This window comes from Micromonospora taraxaci, assembly GCF_007830095.1.
Classification (GTDB): Bacteria; Actinomycetota; Actinomycetes; order Mycobacteriales; family Micromonosporaceae; genus Micromonospora; species Micromonospora taraxaci.
Map to the genome: position 1 here is coordinate 3,776,444 of NZ_VIWZ01000001.1, position 25,282 is coordinate 3,801,725.

Consider the following 25,282-nt stretch of genomic DNA (forward strand, 5'->3'; position numbering starts at 1 on the left):
CCCCTCACTCCGACCGTGGCGGCAGCAGAGCCGCCAACGCGCGATTGGTCCGGTTGGCCCGAACCGCATCCCGCTGCTGCCCAGCCGTCACCTCGATGTACGTCTGCGACGACGCCAACGACGCATGCCCCAACAACCGCATGATCTCCGCCGCACTCGCCCCGTCCTCGGCCAGCCGCGTCGCGAACGTGTGCCGCAACGCGTGCAACCGCGCACCCCGCGGCACCCGGTCACCGATGCCCGCCCGCCGATAACACGACTCGACGAGATACTGCAGCCCACCCCGGCGCAACGGCTCACCACGCCGATCCACCAGCAACGCCGAGTCCGGGCGTACCGACCGCGAACCGAAACGCCGCACCCGACTGTCCAGGTAGTCCTTCAGCACCCGGTCCAGGTCCGCCTCGATCGGCACCACCCGGGGCCGCCCACCCTTCCCGAGCACCTCGATCCGCCGCTCACCAGGCCGACCACCCAGCGAGCCGACGCGCAACGCCAGCAACTCCGACAGGCGCAGCCCGGCGCAGAGCGCCACCGCCACCACCGCGACGTCCCGCTCCGGCCACGGGTCGCGCTGCCTGCCCTCATCCCGCGCGACGGACGCGAGCAGCACCTCGGGGGTGTCCGCGCCCCGCAACGGCTTTGGCTGGGGGAGTAGCGCCCGGGGTCGCCCGACCGCCGGCATCGGGTTACCGGCCACGACCCCGTCGGCCACCAGGAACGTGAAGAAACTGTTCCAGGTGGACCACGCCCGGTGCACCGACGCGGGCGCCCGGGGTGCGGCAAACCGGGCGAAGGCCGCCCGCATCACCCTGGGGGAGAGCTCGGTGATCGACAAGGCGTCCAGGGGGAGGGGAGTGGCGGCATCCTCGGCGACCAGGGCCGCCACCGCGAGCAGGTCCCGCCGGTACGCCGCCAGGGTGTGGGGGGAGGGCTTGCGGGTGGCGCGGGCGGTCAGGAACTCCTCGATCAGCACCGCGAGCGATTCGTCCTTTTTGTCATGCATAAGGGATATTATGCAGCATTTTCGGGTTTCCGGAAAGTGCCTCCTACAAGGACTGGACGGGGGGAGAGGTGCACCTGGCGAGGGGGTGTCAACCCCCCTGTAGACCTGCCCCAGATCTGGGGCGGACAGTGCCCACCCGAACGGATCGGTCTGACCGACGACGCGAACGACAGCCTCCGGTCGCGCGGGATGTCCACACGGCACCAACGGTCCCGACGCCCACCAGCGACGACGACCCCGCGCCGAACGTTCCCGTGCCCCGTTGCCGTGCTGTTCGCGTGCCCCGCGCATGGGGCAGCTCTACAGGCCCGGGGCAGCCACCTGCCGGCCGGCCCAAGCGCCGCAGCGTCCGAACCCGTGACGGCAGTCAGCACGGCCAGCCAGCAGGAACCCCACGTCACCCACCGGCTTCAACGCGCCGGCCGTAGCGCACGACGACGGGTCGCGCGGATCGAGAAGCACGTATCCTGCGCGGCATGACGCCGCCCGTCACCACCTGCCCACACTGCGGGCGACCCGGCACGGTCTTCGTGTATCAGGAGCCGGGCGAACCGACGGACCTGGTCTGCCCCGAGGGCCACCAGTGGCGGGCTGCCGGCCGACCTGGCTGGGCTCCCTGCGCGTCGCCGGCTGCCGTACCCGGACGCTACGGCGCGGACGGCACATCGACCTGGACGGAGCCCATGGACGTCGACAAGGACGGACGAACGTGGCGCATCGGCACCCCCCACGACGTCGCCTGGCTCGCCGGGCAGACCACGCAGGATTTCTCGATCACTACCGCGATCCCACCGGTGTTCGACGCCTACGCCACGTTCTATCCGCCGGAAGGTGTCGGTTTCGCCGCCCACGAGCGCGCCGTGGTGGACGAACTGGCGGGGTGCACCCCGGGCCAGCCCTGGTGGCTGGGCTATCTCGACACCGGCGCCCACGACGTCGTCTTCCCGAACGCCCCGAGGGTGTCCCTCTACTGGGACCATCCCTACGTGTTGGTCGAAGCTGGGCCCGAGCAGGCGCTCACCTGGAGGTCCGGCCACATGCGCGGCGACGGTCCATTGCCGGATCTGCTCTTCCCGGCGGATCGCTCCTGGCTGGTCTCCGCGCTGTGGGACGACACGTGGACCGACTTCGGTGGCAGCGCGGAGATGGTGGCGCGTCTGCGGCGCAATCCGCTGGTCAACGCCCGCCCCGTCGGGCCGGACGAGGACGCCTGCCCGCCCGGACTGACCCGCGAATGACAACGGTGGGGGGACCGTCAGATAACGTTACTTTACATAATGTGCATTATCGAATCAGCGTCCCGCCTCGTCCCGATGCACAGTGAGCGGTGCGTCAGCCTTCCGGGTGTCCGTCGTAGACGGCGCCTTGAGCCCGTCGAACTGGTCGGTACGTCACGCGGTTCCGACCAGATGTTCGCCGGCTGCGAGCGCCAGGCCGAGGCCCGAGCTAGCGCCGCGTGGTTACCGCCCCGACGCTCAATCTTCGAGCGCGCACGAGAGCAACCCGCGTTCGACTCAGCAATGAGGACTGACAGCAAGCGCGGCGCGCCTCCGCACGGATGAGCAGAACGACGGACGGTGATCAAAAGGTCGCGGGGTGCGTTCCTGCGTTCACGTCGCTACGATGAGTCAGCAGTCCGAGGCGAAGGGATCGTGTCCGCGTGCATTGTCCCGTCAGTGGAACCGCGTCCACGCCCGCGCCGAGGCACATTCTTCTGCTCTCCCCCGACCAGATTCGCACGCTCGCTCGACGGTGGGCGTTGATCCTGGCTGCCGTCGGGGCTGGTTTCGTCGTGGCCTTCCTGCTGCAGGACCCGGCCGCCGCGCACGGGCGTCACGACGGTTCCGGCGGCGAGCGTCATCAGCAGGCCGGTGTCCTGGTCGAGCGGGTCGTCCGGCTCGGTCTGGGCGAGGCTCCCGAGCGGCGCCGCCAGCAGGTCACGGCCGTGGTCGAAGGTCGTCCCGATGTGCCGGCCCGCGTCAGCAGGGTCGTCTCCCCCGCCGATGTCCGCCCGCCGGTCTCGTCACCGCGGCCTGGCGCACGTTCGTCCCGGTCGGCGCCGCTCCCCCGGGTCGACCAGGACGTGGTGCGCGGCGCGGCGCGCGACGGGGAACGCCTGCTGCGGCCCTCGTCGGAGACGGACGGTGGCGCGCGCCACCGTCCGGCCGGTACGTCCGGCAAGGTGCCGATCGGCGTTGATGCCGTCCGGGATCCCCGCCTGGCCGTGCTGCCCGTCGTGACCTCCACGGTGGGGCTGGTCGCCGATCGCTCGTCGCACGCCGTACACGCTGTGCTCGGCCCGACGGTCGGGCCTGTCGTCGTCGTGCTCGGCCGGGTCGTCGACGTCGCTCTCGGCGAGGTGGTCGTACCGGCGTCTCCGCGGCTACCCGCTCCGGCGCCGGTCCCGGCGCCGGAGCGGCCGGCGCCGGGGTGCGCTCCCGTCGCGGTGTCCGACGCGGCGGGTCAGGCGGTGTCGGCGTCGCCGGTGCGACCGATGGTCGCTCCGGTGCGCGTGGTTTCGTCGCCGGCGGCGGAGGTGTTCGCCGGCGGGGCGGTGAGCGGGGCGGCGTCGGCTGCGCGCGGTGCCGGGCTGTCGGGTCTGACGGCTGCCAGGGTGGGCGGTCCGGTGTGGCCGGTGGCGCCGGCCGGCCCGGTGCTGCCGGTCGATCAGGATGCCGTCGGTGCCGGTGACAGGTCGCCGCCTGGGCCGGGGTCGGGGTTTGCGGTGGCCCGGCCGTCGCCCACCTGCTCCGAACAGGTCTTCGATGTGGTGCCACTCGTGGTGGCGGCCGGCTTCCCGTCGGTGGGTGCGCGGCCTGGCTGACGTGGGCCGGGTCGGCGTGGGGGTTGGTCTGCTCCGGCAGGTCGACCTGCGGGCCGATCGGTGCCCGTGCCCGTCGGTAGGTGACGGCGGTGCGGGCCGATGCCTGTCCGTCTGTCGCGCGTGACCGGCCGTGCCGAACCCTGTGGGTTGTCCGGGGTGGGTGGCTGTCTGACGCGCATCTGAGATCGGAGAGACGTGGTGATCCACGTTGTTGTCGCCGAGGAGATGTGTTTGCTGCGCGGGGCGCTGAGCGCCGCGCTGTCGGGTGAGGAGGACATGGAGGTTGTCGCTGACGTGGAGGGTGTCGGCGATGTGGTGAAGGTGGTTCGGCGGTACCGCCCACAGGTGGTGGTGCTCGCGTTGACGCCGGATCTGCCTGATCCGGTGGAGGTGGTGACCCGGATTGGTGTGGAGGCGCCGGAGGTTGCCGTGTTGGCGATGAGTCCCCGGTGGAGTCCGGCGCTGGTGGAAGCGGCGTTGACGGCCGGTGCGCGTGGTCTGGTCGGCAAGGATGGTTCGCTGCCGGAGTTGGTGCGGGCGATCCGTACGGTTGCCGCCGGGGAGCGGGCGCTCGACCCGAGCGCGGCGGCGGCGGTGTTGTGGCCGGCGGAGAGTCCGTTGACGCCGCGGGAGATGGACGTGCTGCGGATGGCTGCCGAGGGTCTTCCGCTGAAGGAGATCGCCGTTCGTCTGCATCTGGCGCATGGGACGGTGCGTAATCATCTGTCGGCGATCCTTGCCAAGACCGGTGCGCGTAACCGGTTGGAGGCGGTGTGGCGCGCGCGGTGTGACGGCTGGTTGTAGCAGTTGGGGGGCGGGTTCGGTGGTGCGACCGGGCCCGCTCCCCCGCCGTGCGGATGCGTCGGATGCGTGTTTGAATGCTAACGATGGGTGATCGTTGTGGGGGTGCACGGGAAGGTTCGTGATGATCCGTACCCTGCTCGCGTTGGACAGTGCCCTGGTGTTGGGTGCGTTGTCGTTCGTCCTTGCTGCCGAGGACGACATCCGGGTGGTGGCGGAGGTGGACCGGGGTGACGCGGTTCCCGAGGCGGTGCGGGATGGGCGTCCCGACGTGGTGGTGGCTGATCTGGATTTCGTCGAGGGCGTCGAGGCCAGCCGTCTGGGGCAGTGTCCGGTGCTGGTGTTGGCTCATCCGCGGCGGGCGGGGCGGTTGCGTGGGATGCGGTGTGGGACGCGGATGATCGGCATCCTGCGCAGTGATGTCGCTCCGCAGCGGGTGGTCGAGGGGATTCGTCTGCTGGCTCGCCGGGAGCCGGTGCTCGACGCGGACCTTGTGGTCGCGGCGCTGCACGCGGACGGTCCGTTGACCGAGCGGGAGACGGAGGTGCTGGCGTTGACCGCGGAGGGGGCGCCGGTGGCGGAGGTCGCGGTGTCGTTGGGGTTGACCAGTGGGACGGTTCGCAACCATCTCGGTCGGATCGCCCGCAAGGTTGGTGCGCGTACGCGGGTAGAGGCGGTGCGGGTGGCGCGTGAGGCGGGTTGGATCTGAGCGGTGTGGGTGGTGGGTTCACCCGCGTCGCGTTGGGGTGGGCAGGGGTGGTGTGGTGCGCTCCTGCCAGTGGCCGATGAGCAGCCGGTAGGTCGTGGAGTGTTCCAGCAGGTGCTCGTGGGTGCCGGCCTGGGGTTCGGTGCCGTCGAGGACGAGTAGTCGGTGGGCGCGGATCGCGGAGCTGATGCGGTGGGCGATGACGACCAGGGTGCCGGGTCGCCGGGCGAAGGCGTCTTCGACGGTTGCCTCCAGTGCCGGGTCCAGGTGGCAGGTGGCTTCGTCGAGGATCACCAGTGGGGCGGGTGCGAGCCAGGCGCGGACGGCGGCGATGAGTTGTCGCTCGCCGCTGGAGAGCTGGGCTGGTGTGATCGGCGCGGTCAGGCCGCCCAGTCGGGTGGCCAGGGGGCGTGCGCCGAGCGTGTCGATGGCGGTTTCCAGGGTGTGGTCGTCGGCGTCGGGCCGTAGGTAGCGCAGGTTGTCGGCGAGTCGGCCGGTGAAGATGTATGCCTCCTGCGGGACCAGTACCCGCCTGGTGGCGAGGATTGTTGGTTCGGTGCCGGTGACCGGGTGGCCGGCGAGGTGGACCGTGCCGGTCTGTGGTGGTAGCAGGCCGGCGAGGAGGGCGGCGAGGGTGGATTTGCCCGCGCCGCTGGGGCCCACGACGGCGAGGTGGTCGCCGGGGTTGAGGGTCAGCGAGAGGTTTTCCAGGACGGGTCGGGCGTGTGGGCCGTAGCGGAAGGTCAGGTTGCGGATCTCGGCGGCTGGGGTCGGGTTGGTGGTCGACCGGGGTGGGGTGTGGGATCTGGTCGGGTGGGTGGTGTTGGGTTCCGGGTAGGTGCGCAGGATGTTCTCCAGGGTCACCAGGTAGCGCAGTCCCCCGCCGCCGATGCCTTGGAGCAGGGTGTGCAGGGCTGGTTGCAGGCCGGTGGAGATGTAGATGAGCGCGCCCAGTACCGCGCCGGCGGTCAGGCCCCGTTCGACCAGCCAGGGTGTGGCGATCAGCAGGACGATCAGTGGGAGCCAGCCGCCGATGCCGAGGCTGAGGCTGCGGATCGCGGCCATCCGGGCGAGGGTGCGTTCCGCTGTGGCCTGTGCGGACACCTGCTGGTCCACGTCGGTGGTGACGCGTGTCTGGGCGCCGCAGGCGAGTACGTCGCGGTGCGCGGTCAGGGCGGTGGCGGCCGAGTGGCTGAGGTGTTCGCCGGTGCGGACGTAGGTGCGTTGGTGCGTGATCATGGCTGGTAGTGCGGCGAGGAACACGGCCAGGCCGGCGGCCAGTGGCGCGGCGGCCAGCGCCGCGACGACGGGTGCCAGGGCGAGGAGTCCGAGGAGGGCCGCGCCGGCGGCGAAGAGGAAGCCGCGGGTGACCATGAGCAGGCCGGCGAAGGTGTCGCGGACGATTTCCAGTTGGTGGGTCAGGCGGGCCAGGGCTGCGTTGTCCGGGTGTGCGCCGGTTCGGGTGGCGTCGTGCAGCGCTCCCCGGACCATGCGGGTGGCGAGTTCGTCGCGGAAGGGTTCGACAACGGCGCCGAGGCACCGGTATGTGCGGCCGGTGGCCGCTGCGCCGAGCAGTACGGCGGCGGCGAGGGCGCCCAGCCAGGCCAGGCCGGTGACGGGACGCCCGGCCAGGAATCCTTCGTCGACGGCGTGCGCGACCAGGTAGCCGGAGAGCAGTGCGGGTATCGCTTCGACGAGTGACCAGCCGGCGAGTCGGGTCAGGTCCCGTCGGCGGGCCAGTGCGGCCCGCCAGGTGACCTGTCGTACGCCGGGGTGGGTCACGGCGCGCTGCTTGTGGGTGTGAAGACGGCGCGGTATTCCGGGTCGGCCCAGAGTTGGTGGTGTGGCGCGAGGCCGCGTAGCCGGCCGGTGTGCAGCCAGGCGACGAGGTCTGCGGCTGCCGCGGTCGCGGGCCGGTGGGTGATCAGGAGTCGGGTGCGGTGGTCGGTTCGTCGGGTGGTTGCCTGGGTGATGCGGTGTTCGGTGGCGGTGTCCAGGTTGGAGGTGGCGTCGTCGAGGATGAGTAGTCGGTCGGCGGTGAAGGCGCGGGCCAGGCCGAGGCGTTGGGTTTCGCCGCCGGACAGCGGTGTGTGGGTCAGTGGGGTGCGGTAGCCGTCGGGGAGTCGTTCGACGACGTCGGCTATGGCCGCGGCGCGGGTGGCGGCGAGGACGGCCGGTGTGGCCGGGGTCGGTTCGGGTGGTGGTGTCGCCGACTCGGTCGGCAGTGCCAGGCCGATGGCGTCGTGGATGGTCGCGCCGATCAGGACGGGTCGGTCGAAGGCGTAGCCCACGGCGCGGCGCAGCGCGGCCGGGTCGAGGTGGCGCAGGGGTACGCCGTCGAGTCGTACGTCGCCGGTGTCGGGGTCGTGTAGTCGTCCGGCGATGGCGGCGAGGGTCGACTTGCCGGCGCCGGACGTGCCGACGACGGCGACGGTGGCGCCGGCTGGTACGTCCAGGTCGATGCGGTCCAGGATGGGGCGGCCGTCGTCGGTGTGCACGCTGACCGCGCGGAGTTGTAGTGTGCCGCCGCCGGGTGGCAGGGGTCGGGTGCCGGTGGGTGCGGCGGGTTGGGCGAGCACGTCGGCGATGCGGTGCGCGCCGGCGCGGCTGCGGACCAGGTGGTTCAGGGTGGCGAGTACGCCGCCGAGTCCGGCGCCGAGGGCGGCGTAGCGGACCGCGGCGACCAGTTGTCCTGGTGTGAGCCAGTTGACGGTCAGGGCGTATCCGCCGACGGCGATGACGCTGAGGTGCAGCAGCGGCGCGACGGCGGCGGTGCGGGCGCTTGCCGTGGCCAGGAGTGTCCATCCGCGGTGGCCGTACCGGTTCAGTGTGGGTAGGGCGGCGAGGACGCGTTCCTGTTCGCGGTGGGTGGTGGCGGCGGCGGCGATGGTGCGGGCGCCGTTGAGTGATTCCAGGAGTCGGCCGGCGATGCCGCCCAGGACCCGTTGGTAGTTCGCGGTCGCGGTCGAGGCGTCGGTGACGAAGGCTCGCATGAGGACGGTGAGGAGGCCCAGGCCGGCGAGGAGGGTGATCCCGAGAGTGGGGTGGATGATGGTGAGCGCGACGACGCTGCCCAGTGGTGGGAGAACTGCCACGGTCGCGAGGACGAGGGCGTTGCCGGCCTGTCCGGCGTCGGCGGCCTGGCTGACCAGCCGGCCGACGAGGTCGCCTACCGGGTGACGGCGGGTGGCGCGGACGTCGAGGGTGAACAGGTGGCGTAGCAGGTGGCGGCGTAGCCCTGCGGTGGCGCGTGCCGCGCCGAGTCCGGTGGCCAGGTCGCTGAGGGTGTCGACGCAGATGAGGACGAGGACGAGCGCGCAGGCGGTCCACCAGCCGGAGCCGCCGGTGAGGGCGGTGTCGACGGCGTGGCCGAGGGCTGCGGGGAGCAGGAGTTCGGCGGTCGCGCCGAGCAGGGCGACCGCTGCGAGTGTGGCGGTCCAGCCGCCGCCGGCCAGGGCGGTGCGTCGGAGCAACCGGTCGCCCGTGGCGAACGCCGACATCGGTTCCCTCCCGGTGATGCGCGGTCGCCCTGGGTGGGTACGTCTACCCGCCCAGGGCAACCGTGTGCGATTGGATCAGTTGCAGGTCGTGACGGAGAGCGAGCTGTCGCCGCAGAGCAGCAGGCTCGCCCGGCTACCGCCACCCGTGCGGTCGGCCGGAGCCATCTCCAGGCCCTGGAGGTCCAGAAGCGCCATGTCGTGTCACCTCCCTTCGTTTCGTCGGTGGAGAAGGTGCCCTCGTTGTGGCGAGGGGGTCGGTGCGCCCGTGAGGGGCGTGAGGAACGGCAGCGTCGGTGGTGTGTCGTGCTGGGCGCAGGCCAGCGCGAGCAGCACGCCGGCGGTGCCGGTGCCGAGGTCCATGGACAGGCGGAGCAGCTGTTCGCCGGGGAAGGCGGTGCCGCCGGCGTACGGCAGCGCGTGCCAGGTCAGCCGGTCCAGTTGCGCGGTGAGGTCGCGGCGGTCGGTGTCGTCGGGTGAGGCGGCGAGGTAGGTGATGATGCCGGCGCGGCCGGCGAAGAGCCCGGACTGGGCGTAGAACGGTGAGCGTGCCGCGCGGCGGACGCCCGCGCTCGCCTCGGTGAACTGGTCGTCGGCGCGGTGGCGTAGGTACTGGTCGATGACCAGTCCGATGCCGACGCTGCCGTTGGCCAGGTAGGGCATGGTCCGCCAGCCTTCGTTGACCTCCAGTGCGCCGTCTGGGCGTACCACGCAGCGGCGCAGGTCCTGCCGTAGTGCGGTGGCGGCGTGCCGGAGCAGGGTGTCGTCGCCGGTCAGTTCGTGCAGTCGCAGGGCCATCAGCGCCGCGCCGGTGCGGCCGCGGAGCAGCCCGGCGTACGGGTGGCGTCCGCCGCTGATGTCGGGGCCGGGGTCGTCGGCGAGTTGGTCGATGACGCGTTCGGCGGCCTGCCAGGCGGCGTCGCGCAGCGTCGTCTCGCCGGTGCGGGCGGCCAGTTCGGCGAGGTTGAGGGCGATCCCGGACAGTCCGCTGTGCAGGCTGTGGTCGAGCCCGTCGAGGGGTTCGCGGAGGCAGATGTCGAGGACGTCGAGGGCGTCCTGTCGGCGGCCGAGGTGTTCCAGGGCGTAGGCGACGCCGTGCAGGCCGTCGTAGAAGCCGCAGCGGGTGCCGGAGGGTGGTGCCGTTGCTCGCCGTACCAGCCATTGCTCGTGTTCGGGCTGTCGGCCGGCGCCGCTGGCGTGTAGGGCGTACAGGACGCCTGCCGCGCCGTGGGCGAGGTTGAGGCCGCCGGTGCGGAACTGTTCGATGTCGCCGGGGTGGAGCCGGTCGTCGCGTTCGGGTGTGGCGCTGGCGACGATGGCCGTGGTCAGTCGGTCCCGTGCGGTCGGCCAGTCGCCGAGGTGCACGTCGGGGGCGGTGGTGGCCGGTGCGTCGCCGGTGATCTCTTGGACGGCCGGGTCGAGGAAGGACCGGGGCACCGGGAGGTTCGTGGCGATGATGTCGGCCAGGTGTGCCACTTTGGCGGGGGCGAGGCGGACCAGTTGGGTCAGCGGCAGGAACAGCGCCAGTCGCAGGCAGGCCAGGGCGTAGCGGTCCACCGCAGGCCCGGTGCGGTCGCGTGGGGCCGCGAAGCCCTGGTTGCGCAGCCCGGGGCGGCGGTGTCCGGCGATCGGCGCGGCGACCTCGAAGTCGACGAGGGCGACCTGGTCGTCGGGGCGGATCATGATGTTGAACAGGTGCAGGTCGCCGTAGACCAGGCCGCGGTCGTGGATCGCCGTGATGAGCGCGTCGACCTGTTCGTAGACGTGTCGGGCCCAGCGGGTGTACGCCGTGCGGTCGTCGGGCGTCGCGTCGGCGTCGATGAGGGGGTACCTGTCGACGAGCGCCTTGTTCAGCGGTCGGCCCTCGATGAATTCGAGCGCGAGGAAGTGGTGCTCGCCGAGGGTGAACTCGTCGTGTACGCGCGGGACCTGCGGTAGGTCGGCGAGTTGCCGTAGGGCCGTGGCCTCGCGGGCCAGCCGGGCGACGGCGTCGGTGCCGTCGGCGTCCAGGCCGGCGTGCGGCCGGGCTTCCTTGAGGACCACCTGGGTGTCGGTGCGCAGGTCGCGGCCGACGTACAGTCCGCCGCCGTTGGAGAAGTGGATGACCCGCTCGATGCGGTAGGGCACCTCGTTGGTGTTGGTGTCGTTGCGGGCGGCCAGGTGGGGGCCGAGGAAGTCGGGCAGGGTGACCCAGGCCGGCAGGTGGAACACGGGTTCGCGGCGGTCGGGCACGAGCGTGCCGGAGTCGTCCTCGATCGCCGGCACGACCTGGCCGTCCGGGGAGTGGCAGTAGCGGGCGGCGAAGCCCCCGTAGCGCACGTGGACCGGTCCGGTTCCGTAGCGCAGGTCGCTGAGGACGTACGGTCCGGGCTCGCCGGCCAGCAGTTCGTCGAGTTCCTTGCAGGTCAGCTCCAGCTCCGCGTCGTCGCGTGGGTAGACCGTGACGAACTTGCCGCTGGCGGCTCGGGCGGCGTACTTGGAGTTGCGCAGCAGCAGGGTGCGGGGTCCGCGCAGGAACTTGAAGGACAGACCTCGGGGTACGCAGTAGTCGAAGACGGTGTCGAGTATCCGCTCGGCGTTGGCCAGCGTGGCCGAGATGTGGATCTTCCAGCCCTGCTGGGGCAGTGAGCCGCCGTCCGGGCCGTAGATCAGCCAGTCGTCGAGCGGCTCGCGGCGCCATCCGTGCGGCACCGGCCGATCGGCGGCCGGGAAGACGGGTTGCGCGACGGCGGCGCCGAGCGAGTCGTAGAACAGTCGATCAGCGGCGCAGTAGCTGTCGTAGCGCTCGTCCACCGTCCCGCCTCCCGTCTCGAACCTGGCCGGCTGTCGTGCCGGCGCTCTGGATCGAGTCTCGTGGACGGGACGGGGCGCCCCACAGTGCAGTTAGTCATGAGGTTCGATGCGTGGTGCACAGGTGTTCATGACAAAAGTCAGGGCCTGCTGCCGGATCGGTCGCTCACGTGCGGGTTCGCCGCAGCCAGTCCTGGGCGTGTGCGCGCAGCAGGGCCGGTTGTTCGAAGGGCAGGTAGTGGCCGGCCTGGTCGATGGTGGTGTAGGTGCCACGGGGGTAGCGGCGCATGGCGTGGAACTGGTCGGCGTACCCGACGACGCCGTCCTGTCGGCCGGTGAGCACGGTGACGGGCCCGTGGAAGGGTGTGTCGACGTGCTCGTCCGGGAGCGCGTACCCGGGGCCGCTCCGCAGCGTCCGTTGGAAGGTGTCGTCGCCGGGGCCGCCGGCGGTGAGGGCGGCGAGCACCGTGCTGACGACGGCCGGGGTGCGGTGGCCCAGCGCGGCGTCGAGGTGCGCGCGAAGGTCGGTGGGGGCCTCGTCGAGCCAACCGGCGGGTCCCGGTGTCGGGCGCTCCTCGGGCAGGGTGCGGCTGCTCGGCGCGATGGTGACACCGGGGCAGACGAGGAGCAGGCCGCGGACGAGTTCGGGTCGTTGGCGGGCGATCCCGGCGGCGAGGTACGCCCCGTAGGAGGCGCCAGCCAGGAGGACGGGCGCGTCGACGTGGTCGTCGAGCCACGCGCACACCACGTCCAGCACCGCCTGGGAGGTGGCCGGGCAGGTTGCGGGGGTGTCTCCGTGGCCGGGCAGGTCGAGGTACGTCTCGCGCAGGTCGGTGCCGGCGAAGGCGGGTGCCAGGGCGGCGGCCGTGGCGGCGCGGGTCATGCTGAACATCGGCAGGCAGATGATCTTCGGCCCGGTTCCCGCTGACTGGTCGAATGTGAGGCGCATTGTCGAATTCTGCATCGGGTGGTGGAGCGCGGGGGTTCCCGGTGAGCGCCGTCGTTGTGGCTGACCTTACGTGCGTCGCCCGCCGGGAATTCCGCGGGTGGGTCGCGCCGTTGTCCGTTCGGAAGATCAGAATCAGATGATCGAATGGAAGTGCCATGCACATGCGCTCAGACGCGGTGGTGCTGTTCGGCGTTACCGGAGACCTCGTCTCGAAGAAGCTGTTCCCGGCGCTGTACGAGTTGACCCGTCGCGACCGCCTGAATGTCCCGGTGATCGGCGTGGCCCGCTCCCCCTGGGATGACCAGCAGCTCGTCACCATGGCCCGCAAGTCGGTGCTGGAGGCCAACGACGAGATCGACGAGGAGACCTTCGACGGGCTGGCGGCCAACCTTTCGATGATCTCCGGCGACTACGCCGACCCGACGACCTACCAGCGTCTGGCCGAGCGTCTGCGCGACGCCGAGCGGCCCGTCTTCTACCTGGCGATTCCTCCGGCGGTGTTCGGGTCGGTCGTCGAGGGCCTCGCGGCGGTCGGGTTGGCCGGCCGGGGCCGGGTGATCGTGGAGAAGCCGTTCGGGCGTGACCTGGAGTCGTCGCGTGAGCTGGATCGCACGCTGCGGGCGGCGTTCGACAGCGAGCGGGTGTTCCGCATCGACCATTACCTGGGCAAGGAGGCCGTCGAGGGCCTTTACGCCTTCCGGTTCGCCAACCGGTTGTTCGAGCCGTTGTGGAACAACGAGCACATCGACAACATCCAGGTGACCCTCGCGGAGGCTTTCGGTACGCAGGGGCGGGCCGGGTTCTACGACACGGTGGGTGCCACCCGGGACGTGTTGCAGAACCACATCCTGCAGGTCGTCGCGTTGATCGCGATGGAGGCGCCCGCCAGTGACGACACGACCGCGTTCCGGGAGGCGGAGGCCGCGGTGCTGCGGCAGATCGCGCCGCTGTCGCCGGAGTCCACGGTCCGGGGGCAGTACGCCGGCTACCGCGACGAGCCGGGCGTCGCCGCCGACTCCAACACCGAGACGTTCGTGGCGACCCGGTTGACCGTCGACTCCCCCCGCTGGGCGGGTGTGCCGTTCTACCTGCGCACCGGTAAGTCCCTGCCGGGGACGGCGACGGAGGTCGTGGTCGAGTTCAAGCAGCCGCAGCGGTCGCTGATCCCGGCGGAGCGGGGCACGGCGACCGCCGCGAACCTGTTGCGGTTCCGCCTCGGGCGCGGCGACGGCATCACGATGTCGATCCAGGCGAAGAGCCCGGGCGCCGAGGTCGCGAGTCGTCCGGTGGACCTGTCCGTCGACTTCGGGTCGGCTCTCGGTCGCCGCCAGGAGGCGTACGAGCGGTTGCTCGACGACGCGATGGACGGGCAACACCTGCGGTTCGCCCGCGCGGAGACGATCGAGCAGGAGTGGCGCATCGTCGCGCCGATCCTGGACCTGCCGGCACCGGTGCTGTCGTACGACAAGGGCACCTGGGGTCCGGCGGACGCCGAGGCCCTCGCCGGCGGCTGGCACGCCCCGTACCTGCGGTAGTGGCGCTGCTCACGGCGCCGGCGTTGCCGGCGTCGGAGCGCGCCGCGCCCTGGCAGGGTGTGCCGAATGGCAACTGATGAGACGGTGGGCGCGCTCGCCGAACTGGCCGAGGCCGAGTTCATGTTCCGGTACGAGTCGGGTGCGTCGGCCGACGTCCGGGACGCGCTCGGGATCCGGACGGCCAGGATGGGCGGCGGGGTGGTGCTGTCGATGCGACACGACCCGACCGGCTACTGGTCCAAGGCGCTCGGGTTCGGCGTCGACGAGCCGGTGACCGGCGAGTTGATCGCCCAGGTGTGCGACGTCTACCGCGCCGAGGGCACGCCCAGCGCGGTCATCCAGATCGCCCCGGACCGGCTGCCGGCGGACTGGGACGAGATCTGCGCGCGGGAGAACATCACGGCGGGCGGTGTGTGGGTCAAGCTCGCTGGTGAGATCGACGCCCTGAAGCCCGGTGGCACCGACCTGCGGGTCGGTCCGGTCCCGGACGAGTCGGTGCACGAGTGGGCGTCGGTGGTCCTGCGGTGTTTCGGGATGCCCGAGGAACACCTGGGCCCGATGCTGACCGCGAGCGTCCGCGACCCCGGCTTCCGTCCGTTCGCCGCGTGGGACGGTGCGGAGATGGTGGCCGCCGCGAACCTGTTCGTGCACGGCGAGGTCGGTTCGCTCAACACCGGTGCCACGCTGCCGACGCATCGGGGTCGGGGCGCGCAGTCGGGCCTGCTGGCGGCCCGGGTGGCCGCGGCTGCGGCGGCCGGTTGCCGGTGGGTCACCGCCGAGACGGGCCGGCCCGCGCCGGGTTCGTCGAATCCGTCGCTGGACAACATGCGCCGGCTGGGCATGAGCCCGCTGTACGAGCGGCGTAACTGGGTGTGGCAGGCGTAGCCCGGGGGCTGACAGATGGCGTGGCTGAGTGACCGCTCAGCTCACGGTATCGACCACCCGGCGCTGCCGAGGTTTGCCGCCGGTGTGTGCGGGGGGCACGTTGTGGGGACGTCTCGTCCTCATCGGAGAGGAAGCAGCGCATGCTTTCCGCACTCGATCGTCGGCACACCATCGCGCCGCCCGGCTACAGCCGGTGGCTCATCCCCCCGGCGGCGTTGGCCATCCACCTCTGCATCGGCCAGGTCTACGCGACAAGCGTCTACAAGAACTCGCTGATCGCCCACTTCGACACCAGCCAGACCGCGATCGGGGTGATCTTCAGCATCGCGATCGTGATGCTGGGGTTGTCCGCCGCGGTCGCCGGGACCTGGGTGGAGGCGAACGGGCCGCGTAAGGCGATGTTCGTCTCGGCCTGCTTCTGGGCGACGGGCTTCCTGGTGGGTTCGGTGGGCATCGCCACGAAGCAACTGTGGTTGCTGTATCTGGGCTACGGCCTGCTCGGCGGCATCGGTCTGGGGATCGGCTACATCTCCCCGGTCTCCACGTTGATCAAGTGGTTCCCGGACCGGCCGGGCCTGGCCACCGGTCTGGCGATCATGGGCTTCGGTGGTGGGGCGATGGTCGCCTCTCCCCTGTCCCGGCAGCTCCTGTCGTTCTACGACCCCGGCTACGACCCGGCCAACGCCGGGTCGACGGCGTCGGGCAGCGCCCTGGTCTGGTTGTTCGTGACGCTCGGCCTCGGCTACTTCGTGATCATGATGTTCGGGGTGGCGAACGTGCGGGTGCCGGCCGAGGATTGGCGGCCGGCCGGCTTCGACCCTGCCAGCGTGGCGGCGAAACCGCTGGTGACCACGGCGAACGTGTCGGCGGCGAACGCGGTGAGGACCCGCTCGTTCTGGCTGTTGTGGGTGGTGCTGTTCTGCAACGTCACCGCCGGAATCGGCATCCTGGAGCAGGCCAGCCCGATGATCCAGGACTTCTTCCGGGACAACGGCACGTCCGCGGTGACCGTCGCGGCGGCCGGCGGGTTCGTGGGCCTGCTGTCGCTGTTCAACATGGCCGGCCGGTTCGTGTGGTCGTCCACGTCGGACGTCATCGGCCGCAAACCGATCTACCTGGTGTACCTGGGTGTCGGCATGGTGCTGTACGCGCTGCTGGCCCTCGTGGGGCAGACCGCCACGGCGCTGTTCGTGCTGTTGGCCTGCGTGATCCTGTCGTTCTACGGCGGTGGGTTCGCGACCGTGCCGGCGTACCTGCGGGACCTGTTCGGCACGTTCCAGGTCGGCGCGATCCACGGCCGGTTGCTGACCGCATGGTCGGCGGCGGGGATCGCCGGTCCGCTGATCGTCAACGGGTTCCTCGACGCGCAGGGCAAGCCGGGCACGTTGACCGCGGCGGCGTACCGGCCGGCGCTGTTCACCATGGTGGGGGTCCTCGCGGTGGGCTTCGTGGCGAACCTGCTGGTGCGGCCGGTGCCGCAGCGCTACCACGAGCCGGCGGGGGATGTGGACGAGCCGAAGACCGAGCAGAGGAGTGGGACGCGATGAGCGACGACAGCCGTAACGGGCAGCAGGCCCGGTTGTGGATCTCCTGGCTGGTGGTGGCGGTGCTGCTCGGCTACGGGGTGGCGCAGACCGTCATCACGGCGGCGAAACTGTTCACCCACTGAGAGCGGTGAGCCGGGGCGCGCGGCGTCCCGGCTCACAGGCCGCCGGACACCCGCAGGACCGTGCCGGTGGCGTAGGAGGCGTCAGGGCCGAGCAGCCAGGCGATGGCGGCGGCGATCTCGTCGGGTTCGCCGGCGCGGCCGAGCGGGATGCGGCCGACAGCCGAGTCGGGGCGGTCGGGCACGCCGGAGTCGGCGTGGATGTCGGTACGCACGATGCCGGGCGCGACGGCGTTGACCCGGATGCCCTTCGGGGCGAGTTCCTTGGCCAGGCCCACGGTGAGGGTGTCGGTGGCGGCCTTCACCGCGGCGTAGTGCACGTACTCCCCCGGGCTGCCGAGGGTCGCGGCGGCCGAGGAGACGTTGACGATCGCGCCGCCGTCGGTCAGCCGGCGGGCGGCCTGCTGCGCGCAGAGGACGTAGCCGACGAGGTTGACGTCGACGACCCGGCGCAGGTCTTCGACGCGCAGCTCGGTGAAGGGTCCGATGAGGCTGGTGACACCGGCGTTGTTGACCAGGCCGGTGAGCGGGCCGAGCTGCGCTGCGGCGTCGAACAGCTCGGCGACCTGGTCGGGGTCGGTGGTGTCGGCGCGTACCGCGATGGCGTTCGCTCCGGTCGCGCGCAGGTCGGCCAGGACGGTCGCGGCGGCGGCCTCGTCGCGGCGGTAGCACAGGGCGACGTGGTGACCGGCGGCGGCGAGGCGGCGGGCGGTGGCCGCGCCGATGCCGCGACCGCCGCCGGTGATGACGGTGACGGGTGCCACGGTGCCTCCAGGGCTGTCGGAGCAGGATGTGCCGACGCTACCGTGACCGGCGCGATGCGGTCGTCGAGAGGAGGGTCACATGCAGCGCGCGTTGGTGCTCGGTGGTGGCGGGGTGACCGGGGTGGCCTGGGAGTTGGGGCTGCTGGCGGGGCTGGTCGAGCGGGGTGTGCCGGTCACCGGCGCGGATCTCGTGGTCGGCACGTCGGCGGGCTCGGTGGTCGGCGCGCAGGTGTGCTCCGGGTTGCCGGTGCAGCGGTTCTACGAGGAGCAGTTGGCCCCGCCGTCGGGTGGGTCGGCGGCACGGTTGGGCGTCGTGGCGCTGGCCCGGTTGGTGTGGGCCGGTGGCCGTACCCGCGACGAGGTGCGCTCACGGGCGCGGATCGGGGCGATGGCGCTGGCGGCGCGTACCCCGTCGGAGGCGTCGCAGCGCGCGGTGATCGAGGCCCGCCTGGCGGCCCGGGAGTGGCCGGCGCGGCGGCTGCTGGTCACGGCGGTGGATGCGGTCTCCGGTGAGTTCGTGGTGTTCGACAGCGACAGCGGGGTGTCGCTGGTGGACGCGGTGGGCGCGAGTTGCGCGGTGCCCGGGGTGTGGCCGCCGGTGACGATCGGCGCGCGCCGGTTCGTCGACGGCGGGATGCGCTCGACGGTGAACGCGGACCTCGCGGCGGGGGCCCAGCGGGTGTTGGTGCTCGCGCCGACGTCGGCGGCGTTCGGGCCGATGCCACGGTTGTCGGCGCAGGTGGACGAGCTGCGGGCCGCCGGGTCGACGGTGGTGGTGGTGACGCCGGACGCGGCGGCGCGCACGGCGATCGGCCGTAACCTGCTGGATCCGGCGCGGCGGGCGGGTGCGGCGCGCGCCGGGCGGAGCCAGGCCGACGCGGTGGCCGACGAGGTGTCGGCGCTCTGGGGGTGATCGCTTACGCTCTGCGCGCGTTCGGTCGATCGGACAACGGAGGTGCGCGGTGGCGGGTGTGGGTGTCGGCGACGTGGTGCAGGATTTCGAGCTGCCCGATGAGACAGGCACGACGCGGCGGCTGTCGGAGTTCCTGGCGACCGGGCCGGTGGTGTTGTTCTTCTACCCGGGGGCGATGACCCGGGGTTGCACCGCGGAGAGCTGCCACTTCCGGGACCTCGCGGCGGAGTTCACGGCGCTGGGCGCGACCCGGGTGGGCATCAGCCGGGACCCGGTGGCCAAGCAGGCGGAGTTCTCGAAGCTGCACGGGTTCGACTATCCGCTGCTGTCCGATGTGGACGGCACTGTGGCGCAGCAGTTCGGGGTGAAGCGGCGGGTGCCGCTGGGGGCGCTGAGCACGAAGCGGATGACGTTCGTGATCGGTGCCGACCGGCGGATCATCGAGGTGATCCACAGCGAGGTCAGCATGAACGACCACGCGGATCGGGCGCTGCGGACGTTGGGCGGCTGAAGGGGCGTGGGCCCTGTGCGGCGGCTGTCGCAGCCGGCTGGTATCAAGACAGAAATCAAACAGGTGTACGGAAGAGGGTTGTGATGGATGCCGGCCAGGGTTTGTCCACTGACGAGGTGCAGAGCATCCGGGAGGCGTTGGCGGCCGGGCGTAAGCCACGGGTGGTGTTCACCGCCTCGGCGGGGCAGATCGCCGGCCAGGTCGGTCAGGTGATCGAGCTGACCGACCCGGAGGTGTCCGACGAGTTCGTGGTGGTGCGTTTCGGCCGCGACGAGTTGCCGTTCTCCCCCGCCGACCTGGCGGTGGCGCCCAAGGGCGCCGGTCGTCGGGTGGTTGCGGAGCCGAAACCGGAGCCCGAGCCGGAGCCCGAGCCCGTGGCGGCGCCGGAGTTCGTGTTGGACACGCCGCGGGTGCCCGCGCAGCGACAGGAGGAGCCGAAGGTGGAGCAGACGGAGAAGCCGCCGGCGCGGCGGGCGGTCAAGGCCGTCAAGCCGAAGGGCCCCGCGGGTCTCACCGTGACGTTGGCGTACGCCGACGGCGAGTGGACCGTCGCCGCGCAGCAGGGCAGCAAGGCCCTGGCGAAGCCGTACGTGGTGAAGCCGGCCGAGGCGTTGAGGATGGTGGCGCTGGTCGACGTGCCCGGGGTGCAGGAGGCGGTGGAGCAGATCCTCGGCTCCGAGCGGGCCGAGGCGGAGCAGCAGGCCGAGAAGCTGCGCGCCGAGCTGGCCGAGATCGAGGCGCGTCTGGCGGAGCTGCGCGAGGCCCGCTGAGGGTACTCAGCGTCGGGCGTGGTGCTCCAGTAGCCGGCTGAGCAGGCGGGTCAGCTGGTCGCGTTCGGCGGTGGACAGCGGGGCGAGCAGGTCGTTCTGGACCCGGCCGACGGTGTCGCCCATCCGGTGGGCCTCGTCGGCGCCGGCGTCGGTGAGGCTGATGACGTTGCGGCGGCGGTCGGCCGGGTCGGGGGCGCGTACGACGAGCCCCCGACCGGCCAGGTCGTTGACGGCGGCCACGACGTCGCTGCGGTCGATGCCGCAGCGTCGGCCCAGGTCGGCCTGGCTCGCGGGGCCGTCCTCGGCCAGCGCGGCGAGCAGCCGGTAGTGGTAGCCGCGCAGGTCGTGCGCGGCGAAGCCGTCGCTGAGCAGCCGGGTGGCGTGGGCGGCGGCCTGGTTCAGCAGCCAGGTCGGGGAGGTGCGGAGCCCGGCGGGTGACTGCGGGGCGGTCGACTCCATGGCGGCAGCCTAACAGGAATCGTTGGCGTGACCCACGATCCGTGTTACGTTGGTTGCGCCAACGTTGGTGCCACCAACGTTCAGAAGGAGGCGTCATGTCCACCGCTCCCACCCTCAACGGCCAGGTCGTCGGCCAGGCCCACTACGCCACCCGGGCCCTGCTGGAGCGTGCCGTCGCGCCGCTCGGGCTCAACTTCGGCCAGGTCCTCGTGCTCAACGTCCTCGCCGACGGGCCCGTCGAACGCGATCACCTCACGCACCGGATCACCAGCACACTCAAGGTCGACGGGCCGGCCGTGCAGGAGGTGATCGCTCGCCTCGTCGACGCGAACCTCGCGCAGGACGACACCGACGGCACACGGCTCCGGCTCACCGACACCGGTCACGCGACGCAGGCCCGCGTCGCGGAGGCCGTCTCCGGCATCACCGCCCGCCTCTACGCGGACATCCCCGCCGACGAGGCGAGCGCCGCCGCCCGGGCGCTCACAGTCATCACCCAACGCGCGAACGCCGAACTGGCGGCCTGAGCGGCACTCGCGCGGGCCGGACCGGCCAGGGGCCTCGACCGGTCAGAAGTAGTCGAGCACCTGGGCCGGGCCGCCCGCGCCCAGCAGATCCAGAGCGTCCGGTGCGACACCGGCGGTGTGCAGCAGGCCCGCCTGCGCGACCGACCGGGCACCGGACGCCCCGGTGTACAGCAACGCGAAACCGCGAACATCCAGCCGCAGATCCGCCTCACCGTCGAGGCGGACCAGCTCGGCGGCGCCGTCGGCGACAGCCAACCGCCAGGTGCCGGTGTTCCACTCGGCAAGCGGATCGGTGAGGCTGAAGTCCACGAAGCCCCGGACGTGGGCCGGCCACCCACGGGCGCTCACCGCGCGGGCGACGTCGACAGGCCGGTGCATCCACAGATCCCGTTCGTGGTCGCGGGCCGACTCCAACGGCAGGCAGGTGCTCACCGCGTCGCCGTCGAGCGGACACAGTCGCACTGTCGGCGCGACGCTCGCCCAACTGGCCAGCACACCGACGAGCTCCCGGGCGGCCTCGGCGGTGACCGCCAGGGCCTCGTCGACAGTGAGCACCGAGTCGGCACCGTAACCGCGGCCCCGCTGCCAGGTGGCGTAGCCGACCAGCGCGCCGTCGGTCTCGACGAGGGTGAGCCCGTCGCCGGGCAGGCCACCGTCAGCGGCGTGGAAGTCGAACAACTCGCCCTGGCGGGTCAACAGCCCGTTGCGGTGCCGGGTGACCTGCTCGTAGAGGGCGGCGACGGCCGGCAGGTCGGCCGCGGTGCCCGCACGCACCGCGAACCGCGGGTCGGGTCGGTGCCGGGGCAATGTGGCGGTGGCCAGGTCGACGGTCCGCAGCACCCCGGCGGTCTCCCACCCGCAGGCCCGGTACGGAGCGGCGACGGTCGGGTAGAGCGCGCTGACGGCCGCACCGCGCTCGCGGGCGCCGCGCAGCAACGCGGTGAGCATGGCACGAGCCACTCCCCTACCACGGGCCTCGGGGGCGACCGCCACACCCGCCACGTCGGCCGCCGACACCGCCCGCCCCGACCACCACTGGTCGTGATGCAGGTCGACGGCCTTACCGACGAGCCGCCCGGCCTCGTCGAACGCGCCGTAGCGCGTCAACCCGGGCACCTCGGCGACCTGCGCCGGTCGCTGCGGGTCGGAGCCGAACGCGAACCGGCCCAGTTCCCAGGCGGCGTCGAGGTCGTCGGCGGTAAGTTCACGTACGTGCGGGGTGGCGGGCATCGGCACACCGTAGCGAGGCGGCTCCGCGCGCCGACAGCCGTTTTACGGCCGTCGTACAGTCTGTCGCTCTCCGATGAGCCCGAGCGCGTCCAGCACGTCGCCGAGCACCCGCTGGTCGTGCTCGAGCTGCGGAACGTACTCGGTGATTCCCACTCCGACCACCTGGTGGTGGGCGCGCACGGCGGTCAGCGACCGTGCCAGCGCGGCGGCTGTCAGGCCGCCGGGGGTGGGCACCGCCACGGCAGGCAACGCGGACGGGTCCAGCACGTCCAGGTCGAGGTGCACGTACACCGCGGCACCGGGTGGGGGCAGTTCGGCCAGCCGGGTCGGCTGCGCGCCCAGAGTCGCGCAGTCCACCACCGTCAGGTCGTGCTGGTGCACGTACTCGACCTCGGCGGGGTCGAGATCTCGGACCCCCACCAACGCGACCTGGCCCGGCGTGAGGCAACCAGGCGCCGGCAGCGCACCGTCCGCGGCCGCGTCGAGCAGCAGGCGCAGAGGCATACCGTGCGCCGCCCCGCTCGGCGAACTCGCCGGTGTGTTGAGGTCGCCGTGTGCGTCGATCCAGAGCACGAACAGCCGTTCTGCGTACTGGTCCGCGAGGTGGGCCACCGACGCGACCTCGACCGCGCAGTCCCCGCCCAGCGTCAGCAGCCGCTGCGGGCGGTGCTCCGCAAGCACCCCACGGTGGGCGCGGTAGGCCTCGACGAGCACGGCCCGGTTTCGGACCCCGTCCTGCCGCTCCGACCCGCCGGACGGGACCGGTACCGTGACCCGCCGCGTCCCCGGCTCGGTCTGGGCACCCAACGCGGCTGCTCCCTCACGCACACGGGTGTCGTCCGCGCCCTGCCACATCGGTACCAGCACGTCGAGATCCCGGTTCCACATGGTGGCGATCTTTCCAGCGGCCCGGCCCCGCGCCACCGGGCGAGCGGTCAGTGCTGCGGGATGTTGGCCACGCCGATGCGCTTGCGGAACACCCAGTACGTCCAGCCCTGGTAGGCCAGCACCACCGGAGTGAAGATCACCGCCACCCAGGTCATGATCTTCAGGGTGTACGGGGTGGACGCGGCGTTGGTGGCCGTCAGCGTGCCGGCCGCGTCCAGGGTGGAGGGCAGCACGTTCGGGAACAGCGCCGCGAACAGGGTCGCCACGGCCAGGCCGATCGCCACGGCGGTGCCGGTGAACGCCCAGCCCTCCCGGCGTACCCGGGCGGCTGCCAGACCACCGAGCAGAGCGAGGGCCGCGCCGACGGCGAGCACGACGGCGGCCGTGCTGGAACGGATGCTCAACGTCCAGGTCAGGAACCCGACCGCGAGCACCACGGCGGCGACGCCCAGGCGCACCGCGAGCGCGCCCGCACGCTCGCGGATGTCGCCGGTGGTCTTCAGGGCGAGGAACACCGCGCCGTGGGTGAGGAACAGCGCGAGGGTGGTCGCGCCACCCAGCAGGGCGTACGGGTGGAGCAGGTCGACGAGGCCGCCGACGTACTCGTGGTCGGCGTCCAGTGGCACCCCGCGCAGGATGTTGGCGAAGGCGACGCCCCACAGGAACGCCGGCAGCAGCGAACCGACGACGATCGCGGTGTCCCAGCGGCGCTTCCAGGACGCCTCGGGGCGCTTGTGCCGGTACTCGAACGCGACGCCCCGGGCGATCAGGGCCAGCAGGATCAGCAGCAGCGGCAGGTAGAAGCCGGAGAACAGGGTGGCGTACCACTCGGGGAACGCGGCGAACATCGCGCCACCGGCGGTGATCAACCAGACCTCGTTGCCGTCCCAGACCGGCCCGATGGTGTTGATCAGTACGCGGCGTTCCCGGTCGTCACGGCCCAGGACGGGCAGCAGCATGCCGACGCCGAAGTCGAAGCCCTCCAGGATGAAGTACCCGGTGAACAGCACGGCGACGAGGAGAAACCAGATGGTGGTCAGTTCCACGATGGGCTCCGGGATCAGTAGGCGAAGGCGAGCGGGCGCTCGGCGTCGTCGGTGTCGTCGGTGGCGGGTTGGTCGCTGACGTCCGGTACGCCGGCCTTGGCGTAGCGCAGCAGCAACTTGACCTCGATCACGGCGAGGGTGGCGTAGATCAGGGTGAACGCGGTGAACGAGGTGAGCACCTCGGCCAGCGAGACGCTGCGGGACACCCCGTTGCGGGTGAGCATCTCGCCGAAGACGATCCACGGCTGACGGCCCATCTCGGTGAAGATCCAGCCGAACGAGTTGGCCAGCAACGGCAGCACCGGCATGGCCAGGCCGGCGCGCAGCAGCCATTTACTGCTCGGGGTACGGCCCTTGCGCTGGCTCCAGAGGACCAGCAGGGCGATCGCGCCGGCGGCCATCCCGAAGGCGATCATGAAGCGGAAGCTCCAGTAGGTGACCGGGATGATCGGGGTGTAGCTGCCCGCGCCGTACTGGGTGGCGTACTGGGCCTGCAGGTCGTTGATGCCGTGCACGGTGCCGTTCGGGTCACCGGTGCCCAGGTACGACAGCAGGTACGGGATCTTGAGGGCGAACACCTCGCGGCTGCCGTCGAGGCTGCCGATGGTGAGCACGGAGAACGAGGCGGGGCTCTCGGTGGTGTAGAGCCCTTCGGCGGCGGCCATCTTCATCGGCTGCACCTCGGTCATGATCTTGCCCTGGATGTCGCCGGTGAACAGCACGGCGGCGGAGGCGACCAGGACCACCCAGGAGCCGAACTTCGTGGCGAAGCGGTAGGCGCCGGTGTCGGCGGAGTCGCGGTTGCGGATCACGTGGTACAGCCCGACGGCCACGACCAGCGACCCGGCGACCAGGAACGAGCCGGCCAGGGTGTGCGGGAAGGTGATCAGGGCGACCTTGTTGGTCAGCACGGCCGGGAAGTCGGTCAGCTCGGCGCGCCCGCTGTCGGGGTTGATCCGGTAGCCGACCGGGTTCTGCATGAACGAGTTCGCGGCGAGGATGAAGTACGCGGAGAGGTTGGTGCCGATCGCGGCGGCCCAGATGCTGGCCAGGTGCGCTCGCTTGGGCAGCCGGTCCCAGCCGAAGATCCACAGGCCGATGAAGGTGGATTCGAGGAAGAACGCGACAAGCGCCTCGATGGCCAGCGGTGCGCCGAAGATGTCGCCGACGAAGCGGGAGTAGTCGCTCCAGTTCATGCCGAACTGGAACTCCTGCACGATGCCGGTGACCACACCCATGGCAAAGTTGATCAGGAAGAGCTTGCCGTAGAACTTGGTGAGCTTGAGGTAGCGCTCGTTGCCCGTGCGGTGCCACATCGTCTGCAGGATGGCCACCAGTACGGACAGGCCGATGGTCAGCGGAACGAAGAGAAAGTGGTAGACGGTGGTGACACCGAACTGCCAGCGGGCGACGTCCAACGCGTCCACCTGAAAACCCCCAACCATCCGTACTACGAGACGTAGTAAATACTACTGCTTGTCGTAGACCGATGGGCAGGGCCAGGCGGCCCGGAAC

24 protein-coding genes are annotated in these 25,282 nt (G+C 71.5%); 12 read left to right on the forward strand and 12 right to left on the reverse strand.

Going from position 1 to position 25,282, the window contains the following annotated elements:
• Positions 1 to 4: 4 nt before the first annotated feature.
• Positions 5 to 1,006 carry a tyrosine-type recombinase/integrase gene (locus FHU34_RS17320; protein WP_145781764.1) on the reverse strand — a complete coding sequence of 334 codons (1,002 nt, stop codon included), beginning with the start codon at positions 1,004 to 1,006 and terminating at the stop codon, positions 5 to 7.
• Positions 1,007 to 1,482: 476 nt separating this feature from the next.
• On the opposite strand from FHU34_RS17320, the gene FHU34_RS33270 reads away from it, so the two are divergent.
• From FHU34_RS33270 to FHU34_RS17340, 4 genes are all read left to right on the forward strand, one after another.
• The gene (locus FHU34_RS33270) at positions 1,483 to 2,244 is read left to right on the forward strand and encodes a hypothetical protein (protein WP_244311709.1); all 762 of its coding nucleotides are present in this window, start codon (positions 1,483 to 1,485) and stop codon (positions 2,242 to 2,244) included.
• Positions 2,245 to 2,666: 422 nt separating this feature from the next.
• A complete protein-coding gene (locus tag FHU34_RS17330) occupies positions 2,667 to 3,830 on the forward strand; it encodes a hypothetical protein (protein ID WP_145781766.1) in 1,164 nt (387 codons plus the stop codon).
• Between the two features lie 198 nt (positions 3,831 to 4,028).
• On the forward strand, positions 4,029 to 4,634 hold the full coding sequence (locus FHU34_RS17335) for a response regulator transcription factor (protein ID WP_244311710.1): 606 nt from the start codon (positions 4,029 to 4,031) through the stop codon (positions 4,632 to 4,634).
• A gap of 121 nt (positions 4,635 to 4,755) precedes the next feature.
• The gene (locus FHU34_RS17340) at positions 4,756 to 5,340 is read left to right on the forward strand and encodes a response regulator transcription factor (RefSeq protein ID WP_145781770.1); all 585 of its coding nucleotides are present in this window, start codon (positions 4,756 to 4,758) and stop codon (positions 5,338 to 5,340) included.
• 18 nt (positions 5,341 to 5,358) lie between these two features.
• Here FHU34_RS17340 and FHU34_RS17345 read toward each other — a convergent pair whose 3' ends face one another.
• The 5 genes from FHU34_RS17345 to FHU34_RS17365 all read right to left on the reverse strand — a co-directional run bounded on the left by FHU34_RS17345 (position 5,359) and on the right by FHU34_RS17365 (position 12,573).
• The gene (locus FHU34_RS17345) at positions 5,359 to 7,119 is read right to left on the reverse strand and encodes an ATP-binding cassette domain-containing protein (protein WP_145781772.1); all 1,761 of its coding nucleotides are present in this window, start codon (positions 7,117 to 7,119) and stop codon (positions 5,359 to 5,361) included.
• Positions 7,116 to 8,837 (reverse strand): ABC transporter ATP-binding protein, encoded by a 1,722-nt coding sequence (locus tag FHU34_RS17350; RefSeq protein WP_145781774.1) that lies wholly within the window; start codon positions 8,835 to 8,837, stop codon positions 7,116 to 7,118. Before FHU34_RS17350 ends, FHU34_RS17345 begins: the two co-directional genes overlap by 4 nt.
• Before the next feature lie 75 nt (positions 8,838 to 8,912).
• The gene (locus FHU34_RS17355; RefSeq protein ID WP_013734295.1) at positions 8,913 to 9,032 is read right to left on the reverse strand and encodes a SapB/AmfS family lanthipeptide; all 120 of its coding nucleotides are present in this window, start codon (positions 9,030 to 9,032) and stop codon (positions 8,913 to 8,915) included.
• Between the two features lie 6 nt (positions 9,033 to 9,038).
• Positions 9,039 to 11,627 carry a class III lanthionine synthetase LanKC gene (gene lanKC / locus FHU34_RS17360; RefSeq protein WP_145781777.1) on the reverse strand — a complete coding sequence of 863 codons (2,589 nt, stop codon included), beginning with the start codon at positions 11,625 to 11,627 and terminating at the stop codon, positions 9,039 to 9,041.
• Positions 11,628 to 11,790: 163 nt separating this feature from the next.
• Positions 11,791 to 12,573, reverse strand: coding sequence for an alpha/beta fold hydrolase (locus FHU34_RS17365; RefSeq protein WP_145781779.1), 783 nt, complete (start codon positions 12,571 to 12,573; stop codon positions 11,791 to 11,793).
• Between the two features lie 155 nt (positions 12,574 to 12,728).
• On the opposite strand from FHU34_RS17365, the gene zwf reads away from it, so the two are divergent.
• From zwf to FHU34_RS34050, 4 genes are all read left to right on the forward strand, one after another.
• Positions 12,729 to 14,108, forward strand: coding sequence for a glucose-6-phosphate dehydrogenase (gene zwf / locus FHU34_RS17370; RefSeq protein WP_145781781.1), 1,380 nt, complete (start codon positions 12,729 to 12,731; stop codon positions 14,106 to 14,108).
• Between the two features lie 66 nt (positions 14,109 to 14,174).
• Positions 14,175 to 14,993, forward strand: coding sequence for a GNAT family N-acetyltransferase (locus FHU34_RS17375; protein WP_145781784.1), 819 nt, complete (start codon positions 14,175 to 14,177; stop codon positions 14,991 to 14,993).
• Between the two features lie 140 nt (positions 14,994 to 15,133).
• The gene (locus FHU34_RS17380) at positions 15,134 to 16,540 is read left to right on the forward strand and encodes an OFA family MFS transporter (protein ID WP_145781787.1); all 1,407 of its coding nucleotides are present in this window, start codon (positions 15,134 to 15,136) and stop codon (positions 16,538 to 16,540) included.
• Positions 16,537 to 16,662: an MFS transporter small subunit gene (locus tag FHU34_RS34050; protein WP_269678893.1), complete on the forward strand. Its 126-nt coding sequence runs from the start codon at positions 16,537 to 16,539 to the stop codon at positions 16,660 to 16,662. The genes FHU34_RS17380 and FHU34_RS34050 overlap by 4 nt, the downstream gene beginning before the upstream one ends.
• A 32-nt stretch (positions 16,663 to 16,694) precedes the next feature.
• Here FHU34_RS34050 and FHU34_RS17385 read toward each other — a convergent pair whose 3' ends face one another.
• Positions 16,695 to 17,423 carry an SDR family NAD(P)-dependent oxidoreductase gene (locus tag FHU34_RS17385; RefSeq protein ID WP_145781790.1) on the reverse strand — a complete coding sequence of 243 codons (729 nt, stop codon included), beginning with the start codon at positions 17,421 to 17,423 and terminating at the stop codon, positions 16,695 to 16,697.
• Between the two features lie 79 nt (positions 17,424 to 17,502).
• Between FHU34_RS17385 and FHU34_RS34055 the strand changes: the two genes are divergently transcribed.
• The 3 genes from FHU34_RS34055 to FHU34_RS17400 all read left to right on the forward strand — a co-directional run bounded on the left by FHU34_RS34055 (position 17,503) and on the right by FHU34_RS17400 (position 19,617).
• Positions 17,503 to 18,336, forward strand: a complete 834-nt coding sequence (locus tag FHU34_RS34055; protein WP_145781791.1) for a patatin-like phospholipase family protein — start codon at positions 17,503 to 17,505, stop codon at positions 18,334 to 18,336.
• A 49-nt stretch (positions 18,337 to 18,385) separates the two neighbouring features.
• Positions 18,386 to 18,847, forward strand: coding sequence for a peroxiredoxin (locus FHU34_RS17395; RefSeq protein ID WP_280116489.1), 462 nt, complete (start codon positions 18,386 to 18,388; stop codon positions 18,845 to 18,847).
• Positions 18,848 to 18,930: 83 nt separating this feature from the next.
• Complete coding sequence (locus tag FHU34_RS17400; RefSeq protein ID WP_145781794.1) at positions 18,931 to 19,617, forward strand: hypothetical protein; 687 nt, start codon at positions 18,931 to 18,933, stop codon at positions 19,615 to 19,617.
• A gap of 6 nt (positions 19,618 to 19,623) precedes the next feature.
• Here the strand turns inward: FHU34_RS17400 and FHU34_RS17405 are convergent, their stop codons facing one another.
• A complete protein-coding gene (locus tag FHU34_RS17405) occupies positions 19,624 to 20,076 on the reverse strand; it encodes a MarR family winged helix-turn-helix transcriptional regulator (RefSeq protein WP_145781796.1) in 453 nt (150 codons plus the stop codon).
• A gap of 95 nt (positions 20,077 to 20,171) precedes the next feature.
• Here FHU34_RS17405 and FHU34_RS17410 point away from each other — a divergent pair, with 95 nt between their 5' ends.
• Positions 20,172 to 20,603, forward strand: a complete 432-nt coding sequence (locus FHU34_RS17410) for a MarR family winged helix-turn-helix transcriptional regulator (protein ID WP_145781798.1) — start codon at positions 20,172 to 20,174, stop codon at positions 20,601 to 20,603.
• Positions 20,604 to 20,645: 42 nt separating this feature from the next.
• On the opposite strand, the gene FHU34_RS17415 is transcribed toward FHU34_RS17410, so the two are convergent.
• The 4 genes from FHU34_RS17415 to FHU34_RS17430 are packed head-to-tail and all read right to left on the reverse strand — an operon-like array spanning position 20,646 to position 25,194.
• Positions 20,646 to 21,833 (reverse strand): GNAT family N-acetyltransferase, encoded by a 1,188-nt coding sequence (locus tag FHU34_RS17415; RefSeq protein WP_145781800.1) that lies wholly within the window; start codon positions 21,831 to 21,833, stop codon positions 20,646 to 20,648.
• Positions 21,834 to 21,875: 42 nt separating this feature from the next.
• Positions 21,876 to 22,721 carry an arginase family protein gene (locus tag FHU34_RS17420; protein ID WP_145781802.1) on the reverse strand — a complete coding sequence of 282 codons (846 nt, stop codon included), beginning with the start codon at positions 22,719 to 22,721 and terminating at the stop codon, positions 21,876 to 21,878.
• Positions 22,722 to 22,768: 47 nt separating this feature from the next.
• Complete coding sequence (gene cydB / locus FHU34_RS17425) at positions 22,769 to 23,767, reverse strand: cytochrome d ubiquinol oxidase subunit II (protein ID WP_145781804.1); 999 nt, start codon at positions 23,765 to 23,767, stop codon at positions 22,769 to 22,771.
• Positions 23,768 to 23,781: 14 nt separating this feature from the next.
• Complete coding sequence (locus tag FHU34_RS17430) at positions 23,782 to 25,194, reverse strand: cytochrome ubiquinol oxidase subunit I (RefSeq protein ID WP_167524956.1); 1,413 nt, start codon at positions 25,192 to 25,194, stop codon at positions 23,782 to 23,784.
• Between the last annotated feature and the right edge of the window lie 88 nt (positions 25,195 to 25,282).

Coding starts and splice junctions, on each gene's coding strand:
- FHU34_RS17350 (WP_145781774.1), bottom strand. CDS start 8,837: ATGTCGGCGTTCGCCACGGGCGACCGGTTGCTCCGACGCACCGCCCTG.
- FHU34_RS17405 (WP_145781796.1), bottom strand. CDS start 20,076: ATGGAGTCGACCGCCCCGCAGTCACCCGCCGGGCTCCGCACCTCCCCG.
- FHU34_RS17365 (WP_145781779.1), bottom strand. CDS start 12,573: ATGCGCCTCACATTCGACCAGTCAGCGGGAACCGGGCCGAAGATCATC.
- FHU34_RS17375 (WP_145781784.1), top strand. CDS start 14,175: ATGGCAACTGATGAGACGGTGGGCGCGCTCGCCGAACTGGCCGAGGCC.
- FHU34_RS34055 (WP_145781791.1), top strand. CDS start 17,503: ATGCAGCGCGCGTTGGTGCTCGGTGGTGGCGGGGTGACCGGGGTGGCC.
- FHU34_RS17400 (WP_145781794.1), top strand. CDS start 18,931: ATGGATGCCGGCCAGGGTTTGTCCACTGACGAGGTGCAGAGCATCCGG.
- FHU34_RS17355 (WP_013734295.1), bottom strand. CDS start 9,032: ATGGCGCTTCTGGACCTCCAGGGCCTGGAGATGGCTCCGGCCGACCGC.
- FHU34_RS17380 (WP_145781787.1), top strand. CDS start 15,134: ATGCTTTCCGCACTCGATCGTCGGCACACCATCGCGCCGCCCGGCTAC.
- zwf (WP_145781781.1), top strand. CDS start 12,729: ATGCACATGCGCTCAGACGCGGTGGTGCTGTTCGGCGTTACCGGAGAC.
- FHU34_RS17340 (WP_145781770.1), top strand. CDS start 4,756: ATGATCCGTACCCTGCTCGCGTTGGACAGTGCCCTGGTGTTGGGTGCG.
- FHU34_RS17415 (WP_145781800.1), bottom strand. CDS start 21,833: ATGCCCGCCACCCCGCACGTACGTGAACTTACCGCCGACGACCTCGAC.
- FHU34_RS17320 (WP_145781764.1), bottom strand. CDS start 1,006: ATGCATGACAAAAAGGACGAATCGCTCGCGGTGCTGATCGAGGAGTTC.
- FHU34_RS17420 (WP_145781802.1), bottom strand. CDS start 22,721: ATGTGGAACCGGGATCTCGACGTGCTGGTACCGATGTGGCAGGGCGCG.
- FHU34_RS33270 (WP_244311709.1), top strand. CDS start 1,483: ATGACGCCGCCCGTCACCACCTGCCCACACTGCGGGCGACCCGGCACG.
- FHU34_RS34050 (WP_269678893.1), top strand. CDS start 16,537: ATGAGCGACGACAGCCGTAACGGGCAGCAGGCCCGGTTGTGGATCTCC.
- FHU34_RS17410 (WP_145781798.1), top strand. CDS start 20,172: ATGTCCACCGCTCCCACCCTCAACGGCCAGGTCGTCGGCCAGGCCCAC.